This window comes from Achromobacter sp. 2789STDY5608615 (genome assembly GCF_001298995.1).
Classification (GTDB): Bacteria; Pseudomonadota; Gammaproteobacteria; order Burkholderiales; family Burkholderiaceae_B; genus Achromobacter; species Achromobacter insuavis.
The window spans coordinates 26,885-46,051 of sequence record NZ_CYTY01000005.1 but is presented as its reverse complement, the minus strand read 5'-3'; the positions used below and the strand labels follow the sequence as shown (position 1 = coordinate 46,051).

General features: G+C 63.3%; 17 protein-coding genes. 10 read left to right on the top strand and 7 right to left on the bottom strand.

Annotated features, from left to right (window positions below):
* On the bottom strand, positions 1–1,625 hold a 1,625-nt coding region (locus tag AOZ49_RS05760), incomplete at its 3' end, for an acyl-CoA dehydrogenase family protein (protein ID WP_054474684.1).
* A 141-nt stretch (positions 1,626–1,766) separates the two neighbouring features.
* Between AOZ49_RS05760 and AOZ49_RS05755 the strand changes: the two genes are divergently transcribed.
* Entirely contained in the window at positions 1,767–2,654 is an 888-nt protein-coding gene (locus AOZ49_RS05755) for a LysR family transcriptional regulator (protein ID WP_054474583.1), read from the top strand.
* 33 nt (positions 2,655–2,687) lie between these two features.
* On the opposite strand, the gene purU is transcribed toward AOZ49_RS05755, so the two are convergent.
* The 6 genes from purU to AOZ49_RS05725 form a co-directional block, all read right to left on the bottom strand.
* On the bottom strand, positions 2,688–3,542 hold the full coding sequence (gene purU / locus AOZ49_RS05750; RefSeq protein ID WP_054474582.1) for a formyltetrahydrofolate deformylase: 855 nt from the start codon (positions 3,540–3,542) through the stop codon (positions 2,688–2,690).
* A gap of 3 nt (positions 3,543–3,545) precedes the next feature.
* The gene (locus tag AOZ49_RS05745) at positions 3,546–4,679 is read right to left on the bottom strand and encodes an NAD(P)/FAD-dependent oxidoreductase (protein WP_054434559.1); all 1,134 of its coding nucleotides are present in this window, start codon (positions 4,677–4,679) and stop codon (positions 3,546–3,548) included.
* Positions 4,676–5,200, bottom strand: a complete 525-nt coding sequence (locus AOZ49_RS05740) for a flavin reductase family protein (RefSeq protein WP_054434556.1) — start codon at positions 5,198–5,200, stop codon at positions 4,676–4,678. The genes AOZ49_RS05745 and AOZ49_RS05740 overlap by 4 nt, the downstream gene beginning before the upstream one ends.
* A 45-nt stretch (positions 5,201–5,245) precedes the next feature.
* A complete protein-coding gene (pdxH, locus tag AOZ49_RS05735) occupies positions 5,246–5,875 on the bottom strand; it encodes a pyridoxamine 5'-phosphate oxidase (RefSeq protein WP_054434554.1) in 630 nt (209 codons plus the stop codon).
* Positions 5,876–6,026: 151 nt separating this feature from the next.
* Positions 6,027–6,656: a gamma-glutamylcyclotransferase gene (locus tag AOZ49_RS05730; protein ID WP_156355599.1), complete on the bottom strand. Its 630-nt coding sequence runs from the start codon at positions 6,654–6,656 to the stop codon at positions 6,027–6,029.
* Positions 6,657–6,683: 27 nt separating this feature from the next.
* The gene (locus AOZ49_RS05725) at positions 6,684–7,892 is read right to left on the bottom strand and encodes an MFS transporter (protein ID WP_156333570.1); all 1,209 of its coding nucleotides are present in this window, start codon (positions 7,890–7,892) and stop codon (positions 6,684–6,686) included.
* Positions 7,893–8,298: 406 nt separating this feature from the next.
* On the opposite strand from AOZ49_RS05725, the gene AOZ49_RS05720 reads away from it, so the two are divergent.
* From AOZ49_RS05720 to AOZ49_RS32370, 9 genes are all read left to right on the top strand, one after another.
* Positions 8,299–9,483: an efflux RND transporter periplasmic adaptor subunit gene (locus tag AOZ49_RS05720; RefSeq protein ID WP_054474581.1), complete on the top strand. Its 1,185-nt coding sequence runs from the start codon at positions 8,299–8,301 to the stop codon at positions 9,481–9,483.
* 1 nt (position 9,484) lies between these two features.
* Positions 9,485–11,443: a MacB family efflux pump subunit gene (locus AOZ49_RS05715; RefSeq protein ID WP_054474580.1), complete on the top strand. Its 1,959-nt coding sequence runs from the start codon at positions 9,485–9,487 to the stop codon at positions 11,441–11,443.
* A 5-nt stretch (positions 11,444–11,448) separates the two neighbouring features.
* Positions 11,449–12,900, top strand: a complete 1,452-nt coding sequence (locus AOZ49_RS05710; protein ID WP_054474682.1) for an efflux transporter outer membrane subunit — start codon at positions 11,449–11,451, stop codon at positions 12,898–12,900.
* Positions 12,901–13,215: 315 nt separating this feature from the next.
* A complete protein-coding gene (locus AOZ49_RS05705) occupies positions 13,216–14,127 on the top strand; it encodes a LysR family transcriptional regulator (protein WP_054474681.1) in 912 nt (303 codons plus the stop codon).
* A 192-nt stretch (positions 14,128–14,319) separates the two neighbouring features.
* On the top strand, positions 14,320–15,174 hold the full coding sequence (locus AOZ49_RS32385) for a hypothetical protein (protein WP_156333569.1): 855 nt from the start codon (positions 14,320–14,322) through the stop codon (positions 15,172–15,174).
* Between the two features lie 306 nt (positions 15,175–15,480).
* Entirely contained in the window at positions 15,481–15,891 is a 411-nt protein-coding gene (locus AOZ49_RS32380) for a hypothetical protein (protein WP_156333568.1), read from the top strand.
* 462 nt (positions 15,892–16,353) lie between these two features.
* Positions 16,354–17,205, top strand: a complete 852-nt coding sequence (locus AOZ49_RS05695) for a hypothetical protein (protein WP_156351033.1) — start codon at positions 16,354–16,356, stop codon at positions 17,203–17,205.
* Positions 17,206–17,553: 348 nt separating this feature from the next.
* A complete protein-coding gene (locus AOZ49_RS32375) occupies positions 17,554–17,964 on the top strand; it encodes a hypothetical protein (protein WP_156355598.1) in 411 nt (136 codons plus the stop codon).
* A gap of 409 nt (positions 17,965–18,373) precedes the next feature.
* Positions 18,374–19,084: a hypothetical protein gene (locus tag AOZ49_RS32370; protein WP_156355597.1), complete on the top strand. Its 711-nt coding sequence runs from the start codon at positions 18,374–18,376 to the stop codon at positions 19,082–19,084.
* Positions 19,085–19,167 lie beyond the last annotated feature (83 nt).

Sequence of the window (19,167 nt, the reverse complement as noted above, 5' to 3'; positions counted from 1 at the left end):
ACCTGGTCGGCCAGCAGCGCGCGGCTGGCCAGGCCGTCGCCGGCCGCCTCCCAGCGCAGCGCCGCCATCGACACCGCGTGGTACAGCAGCGAGGCGGCTTGGCGCGCCAGTTCGGCGTGGTCGCCCTGCGCGGCGTGTTCGGCCAGCGCATAGGTCCGTTGCAGCGCATCGGCCTGGGTGGCGGCGAGCGCGGGCGGGCAGGGCAGGCCGTCGGCCAGCAACTGGTCGATATGGCGGCGCAGCGCGGGCAGCGAGCCTTCCTTCTTGATGGCGCGCAGCACGTCCAGCGCCACGATGTTGCTGGTGCCTTCCCAGATCGAGCCCAGGTGCGCGTCGCGCACCAGGCGCGGCTCGGTCCATTCCTCGATGTAGCCGCAGCCGCCGCGCACTTCCATGGCGTCGCCGGTGACCTTGCGCGCATCGCGGCAGGCGCGGAACTTGATCAGCGGCGTTAGGATGCGCGCCAGCGCCGGGTCGCCCTGGCCCTGGTCGGCGTCCGCCAGGGCGCGGGCGGTCTGGAACATGACGCTGCGGGCCTGTTCGGCCCACACCGTCATCTTCACCAGCTGGCGCTGCATCAGCGGCATGTCGATCAGGCGCTTGCCGAACGCGCGGCGGTGCTGCGAGACGTAGGTGGCCTCGGTGACGGCGCGGCGCATCAGGCCGGCCGCGCGCATGCCGTTGGACAGGCGCGAGTTGTTGATCATGTCGGCCATGTGCTTGAAGCCCTTGCCGCGCTCGCCCACCAGCCAGGCGACCGCGCCTTCCAGCCGGATCTCGCCGCTGGCCATGGAGCGGGTGCCGAGCTTGTCCTTGAGCCGCAGGATGCGGTAGTGATTGTGCGTGCCGTCGGCCAGGTCGCGCGGCAGCAGGAACAGCGACACCCCCTTCAGGCCGGGCTCGCTTTCACTGCGCGCCAGCACCATGGCGAAGCCGGCATCGGGGTTGGAGCAGAACCATTTGTCGCCGTGGATGCGCCAGCTGCCGTCTTCCTGGCGCTGGGCCGTGACCTCGGTGGCGCTGACGTCCGAGCCGGCGCCCTGCTCGGTCATGAACATGGCGCCCTGGCGCAGCGCGTCGAAGTCCTGGCTGGTGACCTGCGGCAGCACCCGTTCGACCAGCGCCGGGTCGCCGAACTTGCGCAGCGTGCGCGCCAGCGAATCGGTCATGCTGACCGGGCAGCACAGGCCGAACTCGGCCTGCACGAACAGGTGGCTGAGCGCGTACTTGGCGGCGGCCGGCATCGGCTCGGGCCAGCCCAGCACGCCGCCGCGATGCGATAGCGCCGCCAGGCCGAATTCGCTGTAGGCCAGGCGCTCCAGTTCGACGTAGGCCGGATGCTTGTCGATGCGCGACTCGTCGGCGCCGGCGCGGCTGCGCACCGACAGGGTGGGCGGATGCTTGTCGGCGGTGGCCGCCAGTTCGTCCATCAGGCCGCCCGCCAGTCCGCCCAGGCGGTCCAGGTGCGGCAGCAGGTGCGCGTGCAGCGCGGCCGGCAGGTAGCGCCGGGCCAGCGGCGCGGCGTACGGATCGGCGCGGAACAGGTTCAGGCCGCGCGCGTCCGGGACGGGCGTGGCGGTGGCGCGGGTGGGGGCGACGGGGGGGGGCTGGGCGGGGGTATCCATGGCGGCATCCTGCGCAAAAGAGGAGTTTCCGGCATGGTGCGATGATGGATTAATCTATACAAATACCGTTTTGGTGTAGACCTATCCAATAAAAATATGGATCTCGGGCGCCGCCGGCAGGCGCGCCCCGGGAGGAGACCGATGGACCTGGATCCGCGCTTGTTGCGCTATTTCATCGCCGTGGCCGAAGAGCGCCATTTCAGCCGCGCCGCCGCGCGCCTGCACATTTCCCAGCCGCCCTTGAGCTACGCCATCCGCCAGCTCGAGGACAACGTCGGCGCGCGCCTGCTGGCGCGCACCAGCCGCCACGTCGAACTGACCGCCGCCGGCCAGGTGCTGTACCGCGAGGCCCTGACGCTGCTGCGCCAGGCCGAGGACGTGCGCACGCTGGTGCAGCGGGTCGACGCCGGCCTGCGCGGCCGGCTGCGCATCGGCTTCGTCGGCTCGATGCTGTATCGCGGCCTGCCGGCGCTGCTGGCGTCGATGCGGGCCGAACTGCCGGACGTGGAACATGTCCTGACCGAGCTGAATTCGCACGACCAGATCGAGGCGGTGCGGCGCGGCGAGCAGGACCTGGGCTTCATCCACGCCAACCCGGTGCCGGCCGGCGTGGCGGCGCGCGACCTGCTGGCCGAACCGTTCGTGGTGTGCCTGCCGGAAAGCCATCCGCTGGCCAGCAGGCCGTCGCTGGCGCTGGCGGAGCTGGCTACCGATGACTTCGTGTTTTTCGCCCGCGCCGCCTCGCCCAGCTATTACGAGACCGTGCTGTCGCTGTGCGTGGGGGCGGGCTTCATGCCCGTGATCCGCCACGAAGTGCGCCACTGGCTGAGCGTGGCTTCGCTGGTGTCGCAGGGCCTGGGCGTGTCGATCGTGCCGTCCTGCCTGTCGCGCAGCGGCCTGGCGGGCACGCGTTTCATCGCCTTCGAGCACCAGGCGCGCTCGGTCAGCCAGGTGATCTGGCCGGACGAGGACCGTTCGCCGCTGCAGGAAAAGGCGCTGGCGCTGGTCGAGCGCCAGTTCCTGGCCTAAGGTTTCCGCACCGGCAGGCGCTCTGCGCCGGCCCTAGCGGAACGCCACGGTCTTGTTGCGGTTCAGCAGGATGCGGTGCTCGACGTGGCTGCGCACGGCGCGCGACAGCACCAGCGACTCGATGTCGCTGCCGACCTGGGTCAGGTCCTGCGCCGTCATGGTGTGGTCGACGCGCTCGATGTCCTGGTCGATGATCGGGCCTTCGTCCAGGTCCGAGGTCACGAAGTGGGCGGTGGCGCCGATGATCTTGACGCCGCGCGCATGCGCCTGGTGGTACGGGCGGGCGCCCTTGAAGCTGGGCAGGAAGCTGTGGTGGATGTTGATGGCGCGGCCGTTCAGCGCGCGGCACATGTCGGCCGACAGGATCTGCATGTAGCGCGCCAGCACCACCAGGTCGATCTCGTAGCGGTCCACCAGCGCCAGCACCTGCTGTTCCTGTTCGGCCTTGGTGTCGGCCGTCACGGGCAGGTGATGGAACGGGATGCCGTAGGACGCGGCCAGGCTGGCGTAGTCGTTGTGGTTCGAGACGATGGCGGCCACTTCGGCATGCAGCTGGCCGCTGTGCACGCGGAACAGCAGGTCGTTCAGGCAGTGGCCTTGCTTGCTGACCATGATCAGCAGGCGTTCCTTGCGGCGCGCGTCGTGCAGCTGCAGTTCCATGCCGTACTCGGCCGCCATCTCGTCCAGGCGGGCGCGTAGCGCGTCCGGGGACGCGTCCGCCGGCAGGTCGAAGTGCACGCGCAGGAAGAAGCGGCCGGTCTCGTCATCGCCGAATTGCTGCGAATCCAGGATGTTGCAACCCAATTCGAACAACAGGCCGCTGACGCGGAAGACGATGCCGGTGCGGTCGGGGCAGGACAGGGTCAGGATGTAGTCGTTGTGCTGCATGATTCAGTGGGAAGGATGGGAAGAAGCGTCGTCGGCCAGCCGCGCCAGGGTTTCCTCGGCCAGCGCCAGGCTGGAGGTCAGGCCGGGCGATTCTATGCCAAACAGGTTCACCAGGCCGGGCACGCCATGGGCGGCCGGGCCGGCGATGACGAAGTCGGCGGCGGGTTCGTGCGGTCCGGAGATCTTGGGGCGGATGCCGGTGTAGCCGGGCGCCAGCGCGTCGTCCGGCAGGGCCGGCCAGTAGCTGCGCACGGCGGCGTAGAAGACCTCGGCGCGGGCCGGGTCGAGGGTGTAGTCCTCGGTGCCGATCCATTCGGTGTCGGGGCCGAACTTGGCCTGACCGCCCATGTCGAGCGTCAGGTGCACGCCCAGGCCGGCGTGCTGCGGCACCGGGTAGATCAGGCGCGAGAACGGCGCGCGTCCGGACAGCGTGAAATAGCTGCCCTTGCACAGGTAATCGGTGGGGATGCTGGCGGCCGGCACGCCATCGATGCGACGCGCCAGCGCCGGCGCCTGCAGGCCGGCCGAATTGATCAGCACGTTACAGCTGAGGTTCATGGCGTCATCGCCGCCAAACTGCAGGTCGAAGCCGCCTTCGGGGCGCACCCGGCCGGACACCAGCGGCGTATGGAACACGCACTGCGCGCCGGCATTCTCGGCGTCGCCCTGGTAGGCCAGCATCAGCGCATGGCTGTCGACGATGCCGGTGGATGGCGACACCAGCGCCGCCGTGCAGCGCAGCGCCGGCTCCAGCCGCATGGCGTCTTCGCCGGAAATGAACTGCAGGTCGTCCACGCCGTTGGCGCGGGCGCGCTGCGCGATGCCTTCGAGCTGGGCGGCCTGTTCCGCGCTGGTGGCCACGATCAGCTTGCCCAGCCGCTTGTGCGGGATGCCGCGCTCGGCGCAATAGGCGTACAGCAGGTGCTTGCCGCGCACGCACAGGCGGGCCTTCAGGCTGCCCGCCGGGTAATAGATGCCGGCGTGGATGACTTCGGAGTTGCGCGAACTGGTGCCGGTGCCGATGGCCTCGGTGGCCTCGGCCACCAGCACCTCGCGGCCGGATTGGGCCAGCGCGCGGGCGATGGCCAGGCCGACCACGCCGGCGCCGATGACGACGCAATCGACGTCGGCGCTCACGAGACCTTGCCTCCGGCGCGGGCGCCGGCCGGCGTCAGGTCGAACCCGCCGGCATGAAAGACCAGTGGCGGCTCGCCGTTATACCCGCAACGTTCGACTTCTCCGACCATGATAACGTGATCTCCTTCGACATAGCGGCTGCGGTTGTGGCATTCGAACCAGGCGGCGCAATGGCCGTCCAGCATCGGCGTGCCGCCCGGCGCGTGGTGCACGGTCAGGCCGGCGTAGCGGTCGGGCGTCTTGCCGGTGGCGAAACGCCGCGCCAGCGCGATCTGCTCGGCGCCCAGCACGTTGACCACATAGCGCTGGCACTGCTCGAAGGCGGCCAGCGACGAGGAATTGCGCGACAGGCTCCACAGCACCAGCGGCGGATTCAGGGACACCGAGTTGAACGAACTGACCGTGAGCCCGATGGGGGCGCCATCGAGGTCGGCGGTGGTCACGACCGTGACGCCGGTGGCGTAACGGCCCAGCGCGGTGCGGAAGAAGGCAGCGTCGAAATCAGGGGAGGAGGCTGGCATGCAAGTGATAAATGGGGCGGGCGCCGTGGACGGCGCCCGGCGGCGTCAAGGCGAGAGGCGTTCGATCTTCCAGCCCTGGCCGTCGGCGACGTAGCGCAGGCGGTCGTGCAGGCGCGAGGGCCGGCCTTGCCAGAATTCCATCGCGGTGGGCTTGAGGCGGTAGCCGCCCCAGTGCGGCGGGCGCGGCGGCTGGTCGCCGTAGCGGGCGCGGAATTCCTGCTCGCGGGCTTCCAGTTCGGCGCGGGTGATGGGCTGGCTCTGGCGCGAGGCCCAGGCGCCGATGCGCGAACCGGCCGGGCGGCTGTGGTAGTAGGCGTCCGATTCCTCGGCCGGCACTTTTTCCACCACGCCCTCGATGCGCACCTGGCGCTCGAGCGGCTGCCAGAAGAACAGCAGGCAGGCGCGCGGCTCGGCCAGCAGGTCGGTGCCCTTGCGCGATTCGTAATTGGTGAAGAACGTGAAACCGTGCTCGTCGAACCCCTTGATCAGGACGATGCGGGCGCTGGGCTGGCCGTCGGCGTCGACGGTGGCCAGGGTCATGGCGTTGGGCTCGGGCACCTTGGCGGCCAGGGCCTCGTCGAACCAGCGGGTGAACTGCTCGAACGGGGAGGCGGCGGCCTCGCTTTCCAGCAGCACGTTCTTTTCGTAGCTTTGACGCAGATCGGAGACAGACATGGGGCGAGTGATTCAGCGTTGATAACAAGCAGTTTATACCGCCGAAGAACTCCACCCTTCATTGACCCCGCGCAGGGCCCGGGCAAGTTTTTGCGCCGGGATGCCCCTGGCGCCTGCCGGCAGGGCCTGGCGGTCTGGCGCCAGGCTGGCCTCAGGCGCCCTCGGGCAGGGTGTGGCTGTCCTGTTCCAGGCGCCGGGCGATGGCGTCCAGGCGGGCGTCGTGGATGCCCGCAGCGCGCAGCGCCTGGGCGGTCTGCACCACGTATTCGGTGCAGGGGCCGTAGCGCCCGGCGGCCCGGCGCACGATGGCGAGCAACTCGGCCTCGGGCAGGGCCCGGATGTAGGCCGGATTGTCGCGGTTCATGATGAAGACCAGGGCGCGCACCGGCCCGTCCTCGGTGCTGCAGTTGATCCAGCGCGGCAGGTAGGCGCCGGTGGACATCTCGCGGTCCCACAGGGCCGGGAAATAGGTCGGCACCTGGCTGCCCGACAGGCGGTAGACCACGCCGCGGCAGGAGCCGCCGCGATCCAGGCCGAACACCAGCCCGGGGCATTCCGGCGTGCCGCGGTTGACCCGCGACCACAGGCACAGCGCGCGGTGGTGGCCGCGCAGGGTGGCGAGGCGGCGCTCCTCGAAATCGAAATCGGGACGCCAGATCAGTGACCCGTACCCATATACCCAGACGTCCTCGCCGTCGCGCCAGTGTTCCAGGGCGGTCCGCAGCGAGGCTTGCCGCTCTTCGGGCGTCCACAGGCGGAATGGCAGGCTGGCGCCGGCCACGGGAGGGGGGGGACTGCATGTTCACGACTACGGTTTCCGGTCAGATTCGAGCGGGGGGTTGCGATTGGCCCAGCCTCCGGCCATCAGGGCCACGGAATAGGCCCAGAACAGCGGGGCGACGCCGATGACCGCGCCCAGCGCGCCGAAGGTCAGCGGCAGGGAGACCTGCGAGCCATTGATCAGCGCCATCCGCAAGCCCACGGCTTCGGCGGCGCGGCCCGGCGGCGAATGCTGGTGCAGCAATGACAGCATACTCGGTTGGCAGCATCCCAGCGCAAGTCCCAGGATGAAGGACAGCACGATCAGGATGCTAACGTCGGTGAACAGCGGGTAAAGCATGAAGTCGATGGCGGCCGTGGCCATGGCCACCCGCACCAGCGTCCAGGACCGCACCCGGCGCTGGATGAAGGGCAGTACCAAGCGGATGATGAACGTTGCCGCCGCGAAGGAGGCAAGAATGATGCCGATGGTGGTCGCGGACAGGCCGATGGCGACGCCGAAGATCGGCACCACGAACAGGTGCGTGTCCCAGGCGCCCGACAGGATGGTGTTGACCATCAGGATGCGGCGCAGCGCGGGCACGGCCAGCAATTCGGTGACGCGGCGCCGTTCGGCTTCCTTGGCGCCGGCCAGTTGCGAATCCACCGCGCGTAATTGGTGACGCAGCATGTACAGGCCGCCGGCCGACAGCAGCGGCCCCAGCGTCAGCAGGCCGAAGGCCAGCCGGGTGCCCAGGTTGTCGATCGCCAGGCCGGCGATCAGCGGGCCCGAAAAACCCGAGCCGGCCAGGGCCAGCGACATCAGCGAGAAATTGCGCAGGCGCTGGGTCGGCTCGGCGTGGCCCAGCAGGTCCTGGGTGGCGACCTGGTGCAGCATGAAGCCGATGCCGATGCAACAGGATGCAACCAACAAGGCGAACTGGGTCTGCGACAGGAAGGGCAGCGCGGTGCCGACAGCGACCAGCGTGGTGCCGGTGACCAGCGGGCGGACGATGCCGACCCGGTCGACCCAGCGGCCGGCGCGCACCGAGAACAGCATCGGCAGCACCGCGAACACGGCGACCAGCGTGCCGACCTTGAAGGTCGACAGGCCCATCTGCAGCGCTGTGAGCGAGACGGTGATCCGTCCCCCCGTCAGCGCCACGTGGTTCAGCATGGCCAGCACGCACAACAGCGCCGCCCCGGAAAACTCCGGGGCGGCGCTGTTTGAAGAGGGGGAGGGGGGCGAATTGGACACGGATACGGCTTAACTGCATTCATTCTGTCCCTATCGTCGCGCTATGTCGAGGCATCGTTTTTTTGCGCCGCCGCAATCGGGTTTGGATAGTGGCGACAAGATAGGCGCCATCTATGGACCAACTGGGATGGGGATGGGGCAAGATGGCGTCACGTTCGCGGCATGGGGCGGTCATTCGTGCGCTGCAGCAGATGTATCGTCGATGCAACGGAACAATCGTTCCATTGTCAGGGCCAATGCAAGCCCGCTTTACCGTTTTTCACCCTTTCGCCACAGATTGGCCATGCTTTGGCGCTCCCCGCCGTTTAGGATGTGCGGGCAGTCTGGGCAGGTATCCCCGGCCCGATCCGTACTGAGTTATTCGAGTGGCGGACGATGCATCCGCCGCCCCATCCGAACTGGTTCAATGAAAAAGCCTCGCAGCAAAGTCCAGCGTTACGTCCTGATCGCCGTCGTTCTCCTGCTCATCGCCTTCGGCGTGCGCGCCGCGTTCTTCTCGTCGCCGCCGCCGCCCACCTTCGCCGTGGCCGAAGTCGTCCGCGGCAACCTCGAAGACAGCGTGCTGGCCAGCGGCACGATGGACGCCGTCGAGCGCGTCAGCGTCGGCGCGCAGGCCAGCGGCCAGTTGAAATCGCTGAAGGTGGCGCTGGGCGACCGGGTCAAGAAGGGGCAGCTGGTCGCCGAAATCGACGACCTGACCCAGCAGAACGAATTGCGCAACGCCCAGGCGGCGCTGCAGACCCGCCGCGCCGAGCGCGCGGCCAAGGTCGCCACCCTCAAGCAGGCCGAGCTGGCCTTCCGCCGCCAGCGCCAGATGCTGGCGGCCGACGCCAGTTCGCGCGAGTCCTATGAGTCGGCCGAGGCCACGCTGGGCGTGACGCGCGCCGACATCGCCTCGCTCGACGCGCAGATCGTGCAGGCCGAGATCCAGGTGGATACCGCCAAGGTCAACCTGGGCTACACCCGCATCGTCTCGCCGATCGACGGCGTGGTGGTGGCGGTGGTGACCAAGGAAGGCCAGACCGTCAACTCGATCCAGAGCGCGCCTACCATCATCAAGGTGGCCCAGGTGGCCACCATGACCATCAAGGCGCAGATCTCCGAAGCCGACGTGACCCGCGTCAAGCCGGGCCTGCCGGTGTACTTCACCATCCTGGGCGAGCCCGGCCAGCGCTACCACGCCACCCTGCGCGCGGTGGAACCGGCGCCCGACTCGATCCAGAAGGACGACGCCACCTCGTCGCTGACCTCCTCCAGCTCCTCGTCCACCAGCGCGGCCGTCTACTACAACGGCCTGTTCGACGTGCCCAACCCGGACGAGAAGCTGCGCATTTCCATGACGGCGCAGGTGTCGATCGTGCTGGGCGAGGCGCGCGACGCCGTGGTGGTGCCGGCCTCGGCCCTGGGCAAGCGCGGCGAGGACGGCCGTTACGCCGTGCGGGTGGTGGGCAAGAACAACCAGACCGACACCCGCCAGGTCAAGATCGGCATGAACAACAACGTGCAGGCGCAGGTGCTGGAAGGCCTGGAGGTGGGCGAGCGCGTGGTGTCGGCCGACGCCGCGCCGGTGGCCGCCGCAGCGGGACGCTGACATGGCCGAACCGTTGATTTCGCTGTCCGGGGTACGGCGCGAGTTTCCCGCGGGCGAGCAGACCATCGCCGTCCTCAAGGACATCAACCTGACCATCGAGGCCGGGGAGATGGTCGCCATCGTCGGCGCGTCGGGCTCGGGCAAGTCGACCCTGATGAACATCCTGGGCTGCCTGGACCGCGCCACCAGCGGCGACTACCGCGTCAGCGGCCGCAGCACGGGCGAACTGGATCCGGACGAGCTGGCCGAGCTGCGCCGCGAGCACTTCGGCTTCATCTTCCAGCGCTACCACCTGCTGTCCGACCTGACGGCGCAGGGCAACGTCGAGGTGCCGGCCGTCTACGCCGGCAAGCGCCGCGAGGCCCGGTTGGCGCGCGCCGCCGAGCTGCTGGAGCGCCTGGGGCTGGGCGAACGCACCGGCCACCGGCCGGGGCAGTTGTCCGGCGGCCAGCAGCAACGGGTGAGTATCGCCCGCGCGCTGACGAACGGCGGCGACATCATCCTGGCCGACGAGCCGACCGGCGCGCTGGACACGCACACCGGCCAGGAAGTGCTGCGCATCCTCGAGGAGCTGAACGCCGCCGGCCACACCATCATCCTGGTCACCCACGACATGAACGTGGCGCGGCACGCGCAGCGCATCATCGAGATCAGCGATGGCGAGATCGTCTCGGACCAGCGCAATCCCGACGCCCCGCGCATCGAGGCGCAGCGCGAGGAGGCGGCGCCGCTGCCGCCGCGGCCGGCCTGGCAGGCCTACCTGGACCGCTGCGGCGAAGCGCTGCGCATGGCGCTGCTGGCGATGAACGCGCATCGCCTGCGCACCTCGCTGACCATGCTGGGCATCATCATCGGCATCGCCGCGGTGGTGTCGGTGGTGGCGCTGGGCGAAGGCTCGCGCCAGAAGATCCTGGAAGACATCAGCGAGATCGGCACCAACACCGTCGAGGTGTTCCCGGGCAAGGACTTCGGCGACGAGAAAGCCGTCAACATCCGCACCCTGGTGCCAGCCGACGCCGAGGCGCTGTCGCGCGAATCGTATGTGGACAGCGTCACGCCCGAAGTCTCCACCAGCAGCACGCTGCGTTATCGCAACGTGGCGGTGAACGGTTCGATCCAGGGCGTGGGCGAGCAGTATTTCCGCGTGCGCGCGGTCAAGCTGGCGCAGGGCAAGTTCTTCGACACGACCAGCGTGGCGCGGCGCGCCCAGGAAGTGGTGATCGACGAAAGCACCCGCAAGACGCTGTTCGGCTCGCACACCGATCCGATCGGCCAGATCGTGTTCCTGGGGTCGATGCCGGCGCGGGTGATCGGCGTCACCAAGAAGAACGACACCGTGTTCGGCAACAACGAGACCCTGAACGTGTGGATCCCCTACACCACGGCGCTGTCGCGCGTGCTGGGGCAGCAGCATCTCAAGAGCATCACCGTGCGCGTCAACGACGCCGCGCCGCCGGCGGCGGCCGAGCAGGCCATCACCAAGGTGCTGCTGCGCCGCCACGTGGTGAAGGACTTCTTCGTGTTCAACACCGACGCGATCCGCAAGACCATCGAGCGCACCACCGCGACCATGACGCTGCTGGTGTCGCTGATCGCGCTGATCTCGCTGATGGTGGGCGGCATCGGCGTCATGAACATCATGCTGGTGTCGGTCACCGAGCGCACCCGCGAGATCGGCGTGCGCATGGCGGTGGGCGCGCGGCGCAGCGATATCATGCAGCAGTTCCTGATCGAGGCGGTGCTGGTCTGCCTGATCGGCGGCGCCGTGGGCATCGCGCTGTCGCTGGGCCTGGGCGTGCTGGTGTCCAAGGCCACCGGCGGCTCGTTCCGCATGATCTATTCGACCGCGTCGATGGTGGCGGCCTTCACCTGCTCGACGCTGATCGGCGTGTTGTTCGGTTATTTGCCGGCGCGCAACGCGGCGCGCCTGGATCCCGTCGAGGCCCTGGCCCGGGAATGAGGATGATGAAAGCTGTTTCCCTGATTTGCAACCCCGCCGCGCTGGCCCTGACGCTGGCCCTGGCCGGCTGCGGCGGCCTGCTCAAGAGCGATTACCACACGCCCGCGACGCAGGCCCCGGCCGCCTGGAGCCACGGCGCCGGCGCCGACGCGCCGGCCAACGCGCTGGCCGCCGGCGGCGCCTGGTGGCGCAACTTCAACGACCCCGCGCTCGACGGCCTGGTCGACGGCGCGCTGGCCCGCAACAACGACCTGGCCGCCGCCGCCATCCGCGTGCGCCGCGCCCAGTTGCAGGCCGGCCTGGCGCAGGACCAGCTGATTCCGCAGCTGTCCGGCACCGGCAACGTGACGCGCACGCGCAATCTGCGCGGCGAACGCGAGATCACGCGCACCAACAGCGCCGAACTGTCGATCGGCTACGAGGTGGACCTGTGGGGCAAGCTGTCGCGCCAACTCGACGCCGCCGAATGGGAGGCGCTGGCCAGCGAGCAGGACCGCCAGAGTTCGGCGCTGTCGCTGGTGGGCACCACGGCCACGCTGTACTGGCAGACGGCCTTCATCAACCAGCGCATCGCCAGCAGCCTGGAAAGCATCGCCTACGCCCGCAAGACCCAGGACCTGGTGCGCGCGCAGTACGCCGCCGGGGGCGCCTCGGCGCTGGAACTGGCCGAGGCCGAGCAGACCGTGGCCAGCCAGCAGGCGGCGCACGCGCTGCTGGTGCAGCAGCGCGTGGAATACGTCAATGCGCTGACGATCCTGTTCGATGGCCCGCCCGACCGCGTCATGGCCGATCCGCAACGCCTGCCGCAATACCCGCTGCCGCAGGCGCGCGAAGGCGTGCCGGCCGAACTGCTGGGCCGCCGCCCCGACCTGCGCGCCGCCGAACTGCGCCTGCGCGAGTCGCTGTCGAACATCGACGCCGCGCGCGCGAGCTTCTATCCGACGCTGAACCTGACCGGCGCGCTGGGCAGCACCAGCCCGACGCTGTCGAATGTGCTGCAGAACCCGGTGGGCACGCTGACGGGGGCGCTGACGCTGCCGTTCCTGCAATTCAACCGCCTGAACCTGAATCTGAAGGTGTCGCGCACGGATTTCGATGAGCGGGTGGTGAGCTTCCGGCAGGCCTTGTACCAGGCGATGGCGGATGTGGAGAACGCGCTGTCGAACCGGACGCAGTTGCGCCTGCAGGCGGAGCAGCTGGAGGCGTCGCTGAAGGCGGCGCGGGAAGCCGAGCGCCTGTACGAGGTGCGCTACCGCGCGGGGTCGGTGTCGTTGCGGTTCTGGCTGGATGCGCAGGAGAAGCGGCGGACGGCGGAGATCGCGCGGGATGAGAATGCGTTGAATCGGTTGGTGAATCAGGTGAAGGTTTATCAGGCGTTGGGGGGGGATGATCTTGCCGTCATGGCCGGTTCTGGCGCGGGCGCGGCCGATGATGGGATCGCGCCGATAGCGCCCTGAAAAAATGCCCTGGCGTCGGCGAACGATATTGCCGGCGCCAGCGTTGAAACCGGATCGCGTTCGATCCAAGCATCAACTTCGATATCGGCACGGGCAGTTCGCAAACTGACCCGCAGCACTTCGGCCTGTTTTCGAATCGTCGCCCATGCCGTCAGATTCGGACGGTTTCACCCGATGCAATAGAAGACGGAAAGCAGCGTCAGCCGACGCTGAATCATGAAGGCCGTCGCTACAATCTATTGACCGCGCAATACCCCCCCCGCCAGACTGATCACGTTCACTGAAACGGCCGATCACCATCACCGAATGCTCAGAATGAATTTGCGACTGCTGAAGTACTTCGCTGTGTTGGCCGACGAGTTGAACTATCGCCGCGCCGCCGAACGGCTGCATATTGAAATCTCGCCGCTGTCCCGCGCGATTCAATCGCTGGAAACCACCTTGGGGGTGTCTCTTTTTGTGCGCTCCAACCGCGGCACCCTGCTCACGCCGGAGGGGGAGGCGCTACGGGAACACATCCCGGCCATATTCAGTGCAATCGGCCATGCACGCGACAGCGTCCTAGGCGTGGCTGTTGGCAATCGCGGCGCGCTACATATTGCCCTGTCAGAAGGAATGAACCCGACGCGATTGGCCGCGTTGATGGCCGGTTGCCGCGCGGACGAGCCGCGCGTGGTCATCCATTTTTCGGAGGTGCCGTTCGCCCAGCAACTCGCAGGCCTGGACCAAGGCCTTTACGACCTGGGTTTTGCGCCATCCGACCACGTGGGCCGCGGCATCGTGGCTGAACGAGCCTGGCAAGACCCGATCCATGTGATTCTCCCCACCGGCCACCCGCTGCTGGCGATGGAAGTGATTCCATTGAGCGAGGTTCTCAGGCATCCCCTGGTGCTTGGCGATCCGAAGTATTGCGAGGGATGCCGCCGGCAAATCGACCGCTTGATCAGTAAGGGTTCGGCCCAACCTCTCGTGGCGGCGCAGGTGCAATCGACCTATCTCATGCTTTCGATGGTGGCCGCTGGCGTCGGCCTCGCGCTGGTGGGCGCTTCCCAGGCCCTTTCAAACTGGGAACTCGGCATCCTCAGCCGCCCGCTGGCCGAGCCGGCGGCGTTGACGACTTGGCTCCTGCGCTCAACCCGCGTCGCACGCCAGAACGTGACGCGCTTCGTTGAGCGGGTGATTGTCATGCGCGAAGACAGCACCTTCCCACCTTCCCGTGCGCGGTAGACGGCAAGCATCGGCGCGTGAACCCAGCTCGAACACATTTACTCGTTACCTTTTGGGTCCCGCATGTTTCTCATAAGGCAACGTGATGGACCATTCTCCGTTCTAGATTGAAAGATCCAATTCTTTGCCTTTGTAGCGCTTTTTAAAAAGAAGCCCGTGGCATCAATTGTTTTAATCAATCAGGAGCTGCTTGTGCAAGTATCCACTTCAACGCTATCTGGTCCGAGCGGCCCGCTCGGTTTCAACTATTCGTCGACGCAGTTCACCAGCGAAAAAAACGGTGAAGCCTGCTTCACCGAAATCATGGGTTCGGTGAAGCAAAAATATCTCGAAAGTCCAGCAGCGCCGAAGGTGGTGAACTTTTCTGATAAGGCCCTGGCACTGTCAAGTCAAGAAACGGAAATTGAGGATGCGGATCTCGGCTTGTTGGCGTGCTGGACACCTGCTGGGTTGGCACGCTTTGCTAATAACTACACAGAGGCCGAGCAGTATCACCAACTCGATATTATGGTCTTCAATAGCTATTATTCGCCCATCTATGATTGTAGTGAGGCGATGTGCGGAGGTCCAACATATTATTCCACTACGAGAATTTCGGTCACGCCTGAAAGTGAGGCGTTTGATAAACGGCAGCACGATCTATTCTCTGCTCAACAGAGAGCCATGTATGCCTCTGAAATTAGCAAGGGTAGTTCACCAATGGATATTTACAAGAAGATCGGGAAATTGATCTTGTCTCAGCCGGACGGCTTTGCCGACAAATTTGGACTCACGGTGAAATTTCGCGAGAGATTGGATGCTATGTCTCAACTAGAGGCGTATGGCAACTCACCTGAAGGACGTAGCCATTCGCTTTCCCCTAAGTTTGACCATGCTGGCGAGCCAAAGATTGAAAAAAAGTTGATGCAGATGAAGGCCGGACTTTCGCGCAATGCTTTGCTGCAGAAGGCAGATCATCTCAAGCAGGATAGGCAGTATGTCCTGATGAACCTGCTGTACGGAATGGGAAACCCTATGATGAAACCTGCGTCAGGTCACCGGGCGTAGGTCATCAATCTGGAATACTTACCCTGGAACGCCTTTCGGGGGAGTGCTCCGTTAGGAATAATACTCGATGAGTTTCATCGAGTATTTTTTTCGCCACTATTCGGGTGATTTTTGTCTGACCGATTTGGTCATGTGTGTTCTAAAAATTGCAATATATGTGGTCGTTGTTGAGCTCAAATTGAGATGTGGGCCGTCAATTTTCTCACCCTGCCTGTTGAACAAGCTCTCGAAGCATAAGTCGTGTCATGGTGAAGTCGGCATAAGTTGCTGATTGATACGTAGCTCACATACCTCAGGAAATATTTTATGAAAGTTCGGTTGTTGCGTGTTTTGGTGATTACGTCAATTTTGTTTTCGGGCACCGCGTTTGCTGGTGATTATGTATGGTCAACATATAAGAGTGGCGACTACGTATCAAGAAGAGGAGGAACCGCCACGGTTGTGTACCAACCTAGTAATTTTCTAATTTCCCCAGCTGGAAAGACAATCACCGGCGTGCAAATCCAGCTTCAAGATAGTCCCCAGGCAAACGTGTCGATGCGGGCTTGCTACAACGGCCCGCTTGATTGTGTCTCGTTGTCCTATGATGGGCAAATCTCCAAAGCTTTTAACGGTAAGCCAGCAGATAAGCCATTTACGGTGACATATACAGGTACCGGCGTTGGGCCGTATCCGCGTTATATCCTTGCCACGATGGTGGTTTATTACAGCGATTAACTAAATCCTTGGGTAGCGAATTATCGTGGATCCGACGATAAGTCGCTATAAATCTATTCGAGCCTGTTCTTGACTATATGACTGATGCGGATTCCAGAGACGTCGGGTGATCCGCTTATTCAAATCAGACATCTCAGTCATGTCTATTGCATGGGCGATCAATCCTTAAGCGTACTGTGCGACATGACGCTCGAGATCCATCCCGGTGAAACCTGCGCGCTGCTTGGGGCGTCCGATTCCGGCAATCGTACCTTGCTTGGCAATGCTCGACCGGTCGTCGGCGGTCATTGCCTTCGAGTTGGGAGCCCATGCATTACCTTTTCGGTCCAGCACGTTTCCAATAAGGCAACATGCTAGGTCACGAACTGCTCTAGATTGGAAAGACCCAATTCCCTGCCATTTGTACCGTCTTTGGGCGAGATGCCGATGGCATCAATGGTCTGAATCAATCAGGAGCTGCTTGTGCAAGTATCCAATTCAACGTTGTCTGGTCCGAGCGACCCGCTCGGTTGCTACTATTCGTCGGCCCGGCTCACTAACGACGCGAATGGGAAACCCCATTTCACCGAAGTCATGGGTTCTGCGGAGAAAAAATATCTCGAAAGCCCTCCGTCATCGAAGACTGTGGCCTTGTCTGATAAGGCGGTGGCGCTGTCAAGCCAGGAGACCGAAGATGAGGATGCGGATCTTAGCTTGCTGGCGTGCTGGACACCGGCTGAGCTGGCGCGCTTCACCAGGAACTATACGGAAAGCGAGCGGCTCGAGGAACTGGATATTATGGTTTTTAACAGTCAATATTCGCCAGGATGCGATTGCAGTGAGCTTACTGCAGATGGTGGCCAGATTTACTATGCGACTACGAGGATTCCGGTTACCCCAGAAAGTGAAATTGTCGATAGGCGGCAATCGGATACGTTCGTTGCGCAGTTGAAATCCATGTATAAGGCCGAAAGGAACAAGGGCAGCTCAGCGCTGGATATCTATAAGAAGATCGGAAAATTGATTCTGTCTCAGCCGGATGATTTTGCTTATAAGTTCGGATTCAGTGTCACGTTTCGCGAGAGGGTGGAGTCCATGCAATGGGGAGGGCGTGCTAACCCGGTCGAACGGCAGCACGGTGAGTTGTTTACCCGTAGTCATGCTGCTTCAGACGAATCGGATGTCGCGATGTTGACAAAAATGAAGGATAGGTTTTCGCACAACAAGCTGCAACAGAGAACACATGATATGGAGCGAGACAGGCAGCATCAACTGATGGACCTGCTGTATGGGAAAGTGAACCTTAAGTCGAAACCCGCAGGTCGCCGGGTGTAGATCAGGTTCTTCCGAAAAATGCGCACGTCGCATTTTTCGGAAAGGCGTCGGCAGAGGGATTTGCCGAGCCTAATGAGATGGTCAGCCCGAACCCCGCTTGGCGTAGCGCTTCGTGGGTATTCGGCTGACCATAGCTTTTTATGGCTAGGGTAAAAACCATATTTTTCTGACCGATACGGTAACGCGTGTTCCCAAAATAGCAATAAACGACGCCGTTGCTGCGTTCAAATTGATGTGCAGGTTGTCAACCTGTCCACCCCGTATGTTGTCAAGCTGAAAGCAAGTCATCTAAGGGGGCATCAATCGGTGATTGATGCGTAGTTTCATACCTAGCCCTGGAGAGATACCATGAAAACCCCATTGCTGCGCGCATTGGTTATTACTTCGCTTTTTTTCTCCGGCAGCGCGTTTGCCGGTGATTATGTGTGGTCCACCTATAAGAGTGGCGATTATGTGTCGAGAAGAGGAGAAACCGCCACGGTTGTGTATCAACCCAGCAACTTCATGGTTTCGCCTGTGGGAAAGACTATCACTGGTGTGCAAGTCCAGCTTCAAGATAGCTCGCAGGCAAATGTATCGATGAGCCTTTGCTATAACGGATCGTTCGAGTGCTATCCGATAGCCTATGACGGGAGAGTCTTCACAATGTTTAATGGCAAGTTGGCAGATAAGCCGTTTACTGTGAAATATACCGGTACCGGCCTCGGTCCATATCCCCGTTACATCCTCGCCACGATGGTGGTGTATTACAACGATTAAGTAAGCCTAAGCGATAGCGACTTATCGCAGATCTGGCGATAAATCGCTGTCGAGCATGTTGGGTGCGATATGGGTATTGTGAGCCGATGCAAATCGCATGTGCAACGCGCTCAGCACCCAACTTTCATATTACGCATGCCAGCGGTGCCTATGGCATGGGCGGCCCACCTTGTGCTCTGTGTGGTGCTCTGGGCCCAGGTTATTCATCTATTTGCTGGGTGCTCGGAAGTCACGTCGGCAGATCGGCATCGTCAACTTCTGTGTAAGCCATGATCCACGCATTAAAGCCGCCAACACCTGGAGATCCACTCGCGTGTTGCCCTTTTGGTATCACGCCTTTCTCATAAAGCAACGCGAGGACTACTCGCTGTTTTAAATTGGAAGATAAAATTTCTCGCAGGAGTTTTCAATGAAGATATCTACTTCAACGCTAGTTGGCCCTCGCGCTCTGCTCGGAGTAAAAGATCCGTCGACGCGCCTCGCTACGGATGTGACTGATGAATCTACTTTCACCGACGTCATGGGTTCGGTTAAAGAGAATCATCTTGAAAGCCCGTCGGAATCGAAAGCCGTGATTCTGTCCGATGAGGCATTGGTCCTGGCAAATAAAGAAGCGGACGAGGACGCTGATCTCAGTTTGTTAGCGTGCTGGACACCAACTGAGTTGGCTCGATTTGATAGAAACTATACTGAGGAAGAGCGGTTTCAGCGCCTTGAGACTATGGCTTTTAATAGCGGATACTCTCCTGCGCATGATTGCACAGAGGCCATCTATGGAGGGCCGACTTATTATACGACCACGAGAGTACTTGTAACCCCTGAAAGTGAAGTTATCGATAGGCGACAGTCCGAGGCGTTCGTTGCCCAGTTGCAATCCATGTATAGAGCAGAAGTGGGGAGGGGTAGTTCGGCAATGGATATTTACAAGAAGATTGGTAAATTGATTTTGTCTCAACCCGATGATTTCGCTTATAGATTCGGATTTAGTGTCAAGTTTCGAGAGACGGTGGAGTCCATGCCTCAGTGGGGGGGGCTCGTGGCAATCCGTTCGAAGGGCGTGATGATTCCTTTTCGCTCAGGTATGCCCCCCCTGATGAATCGGGCGTCGATACGCTGGTAAAAATAAAAGGGGGGATATCACAAAAGACCGTAATGCAGAAAGCCCATGACATGGAACGGGATAGGCAATATTTTCTGATGGAT

Excerpts from the sequence above, each read along its gene's own strand:
- AOZ49_RS05710 (WP_054474682.1), top strand. The coding sequence starts at position 11,449 with ATGAAAGCTGTTTCCCTGATTTGCAACCCCGCCGCGCTGGCCCTGACG.
- AOZ49_RS05720 (WP_054474581.1), top strand. The coding sequence starts at position 8,299 with ATGAAAAAGCCTCGCAGCAAAGTCCAGCGTTACGTCCTGATCGCCGTC.
- purU (WP_054474582.1), bottom strand. The coding sequence starts at position 3,542 with ATGCAGCACAACGACTACATCCTGACCCTGTCCTGCCCCGACCGCACC.
- AOZ49_RS05715 (WP_054474580.1), top strand. The coding sequence starts at position 9,485 with ATGGCCGAACCGTTGATTTCGCTGTCCGGGGTACGGCGCGAGTTTCCC.
- AOZ49_RS05755 (WP_054474583.1), top strand. The coding sequence starts at position 1,767 with ATGGACCTGGATCCGCGCTTGTTGCGCTATTTCATCGCCGTGGCCGAA.
- AOZ49_RS32380 (WP_156333568.1), top strand. The coding sequence starts at position 15,481 with ATGAAAGTTCGGTTGTTGCGTGTTTTGGTGATTACGTCAATTTTGTTT.
- AOZ49_RS05705 (WP_054474681.1), top strand. The coding sequence starts at position 13,216 with ATGAATTTGCGACTGCTGAAGTACTTCGCTGTGTTGGCCGACGAGTTG.
- AOZ49_RS05740 (WP_054434556.1), bottom strand. The coding sequence starts at position 5,200 with ATGCCAGCCTCCTCCCCTGATTTCGACGCTGCCTTCTTCCGCACCGCG.
- pdxH (WP_054434554.1), bottom strand. The coding sequence starts at position 5,875 with ATGTCTGTCTCCGATCTGCGTCAAAGCTACGAAAAGAACGTGCTGCTG.
- AOZ49_RS32370 (WP_156355597.1), top strand. The coding sequence starts at position 18,374 with ATGAAGATATCTACTTCAACGCTAGTTGGCCCTCGCGCTCTGCTCGGA.
- AOZ49_RS32375 (WP_156355598.1), top strand. The coding sequence starts at position 17,554 with ATGAAAACCCCATTGCTGCGCGCATTGGTTATTACTTCGCTTTTTTTC.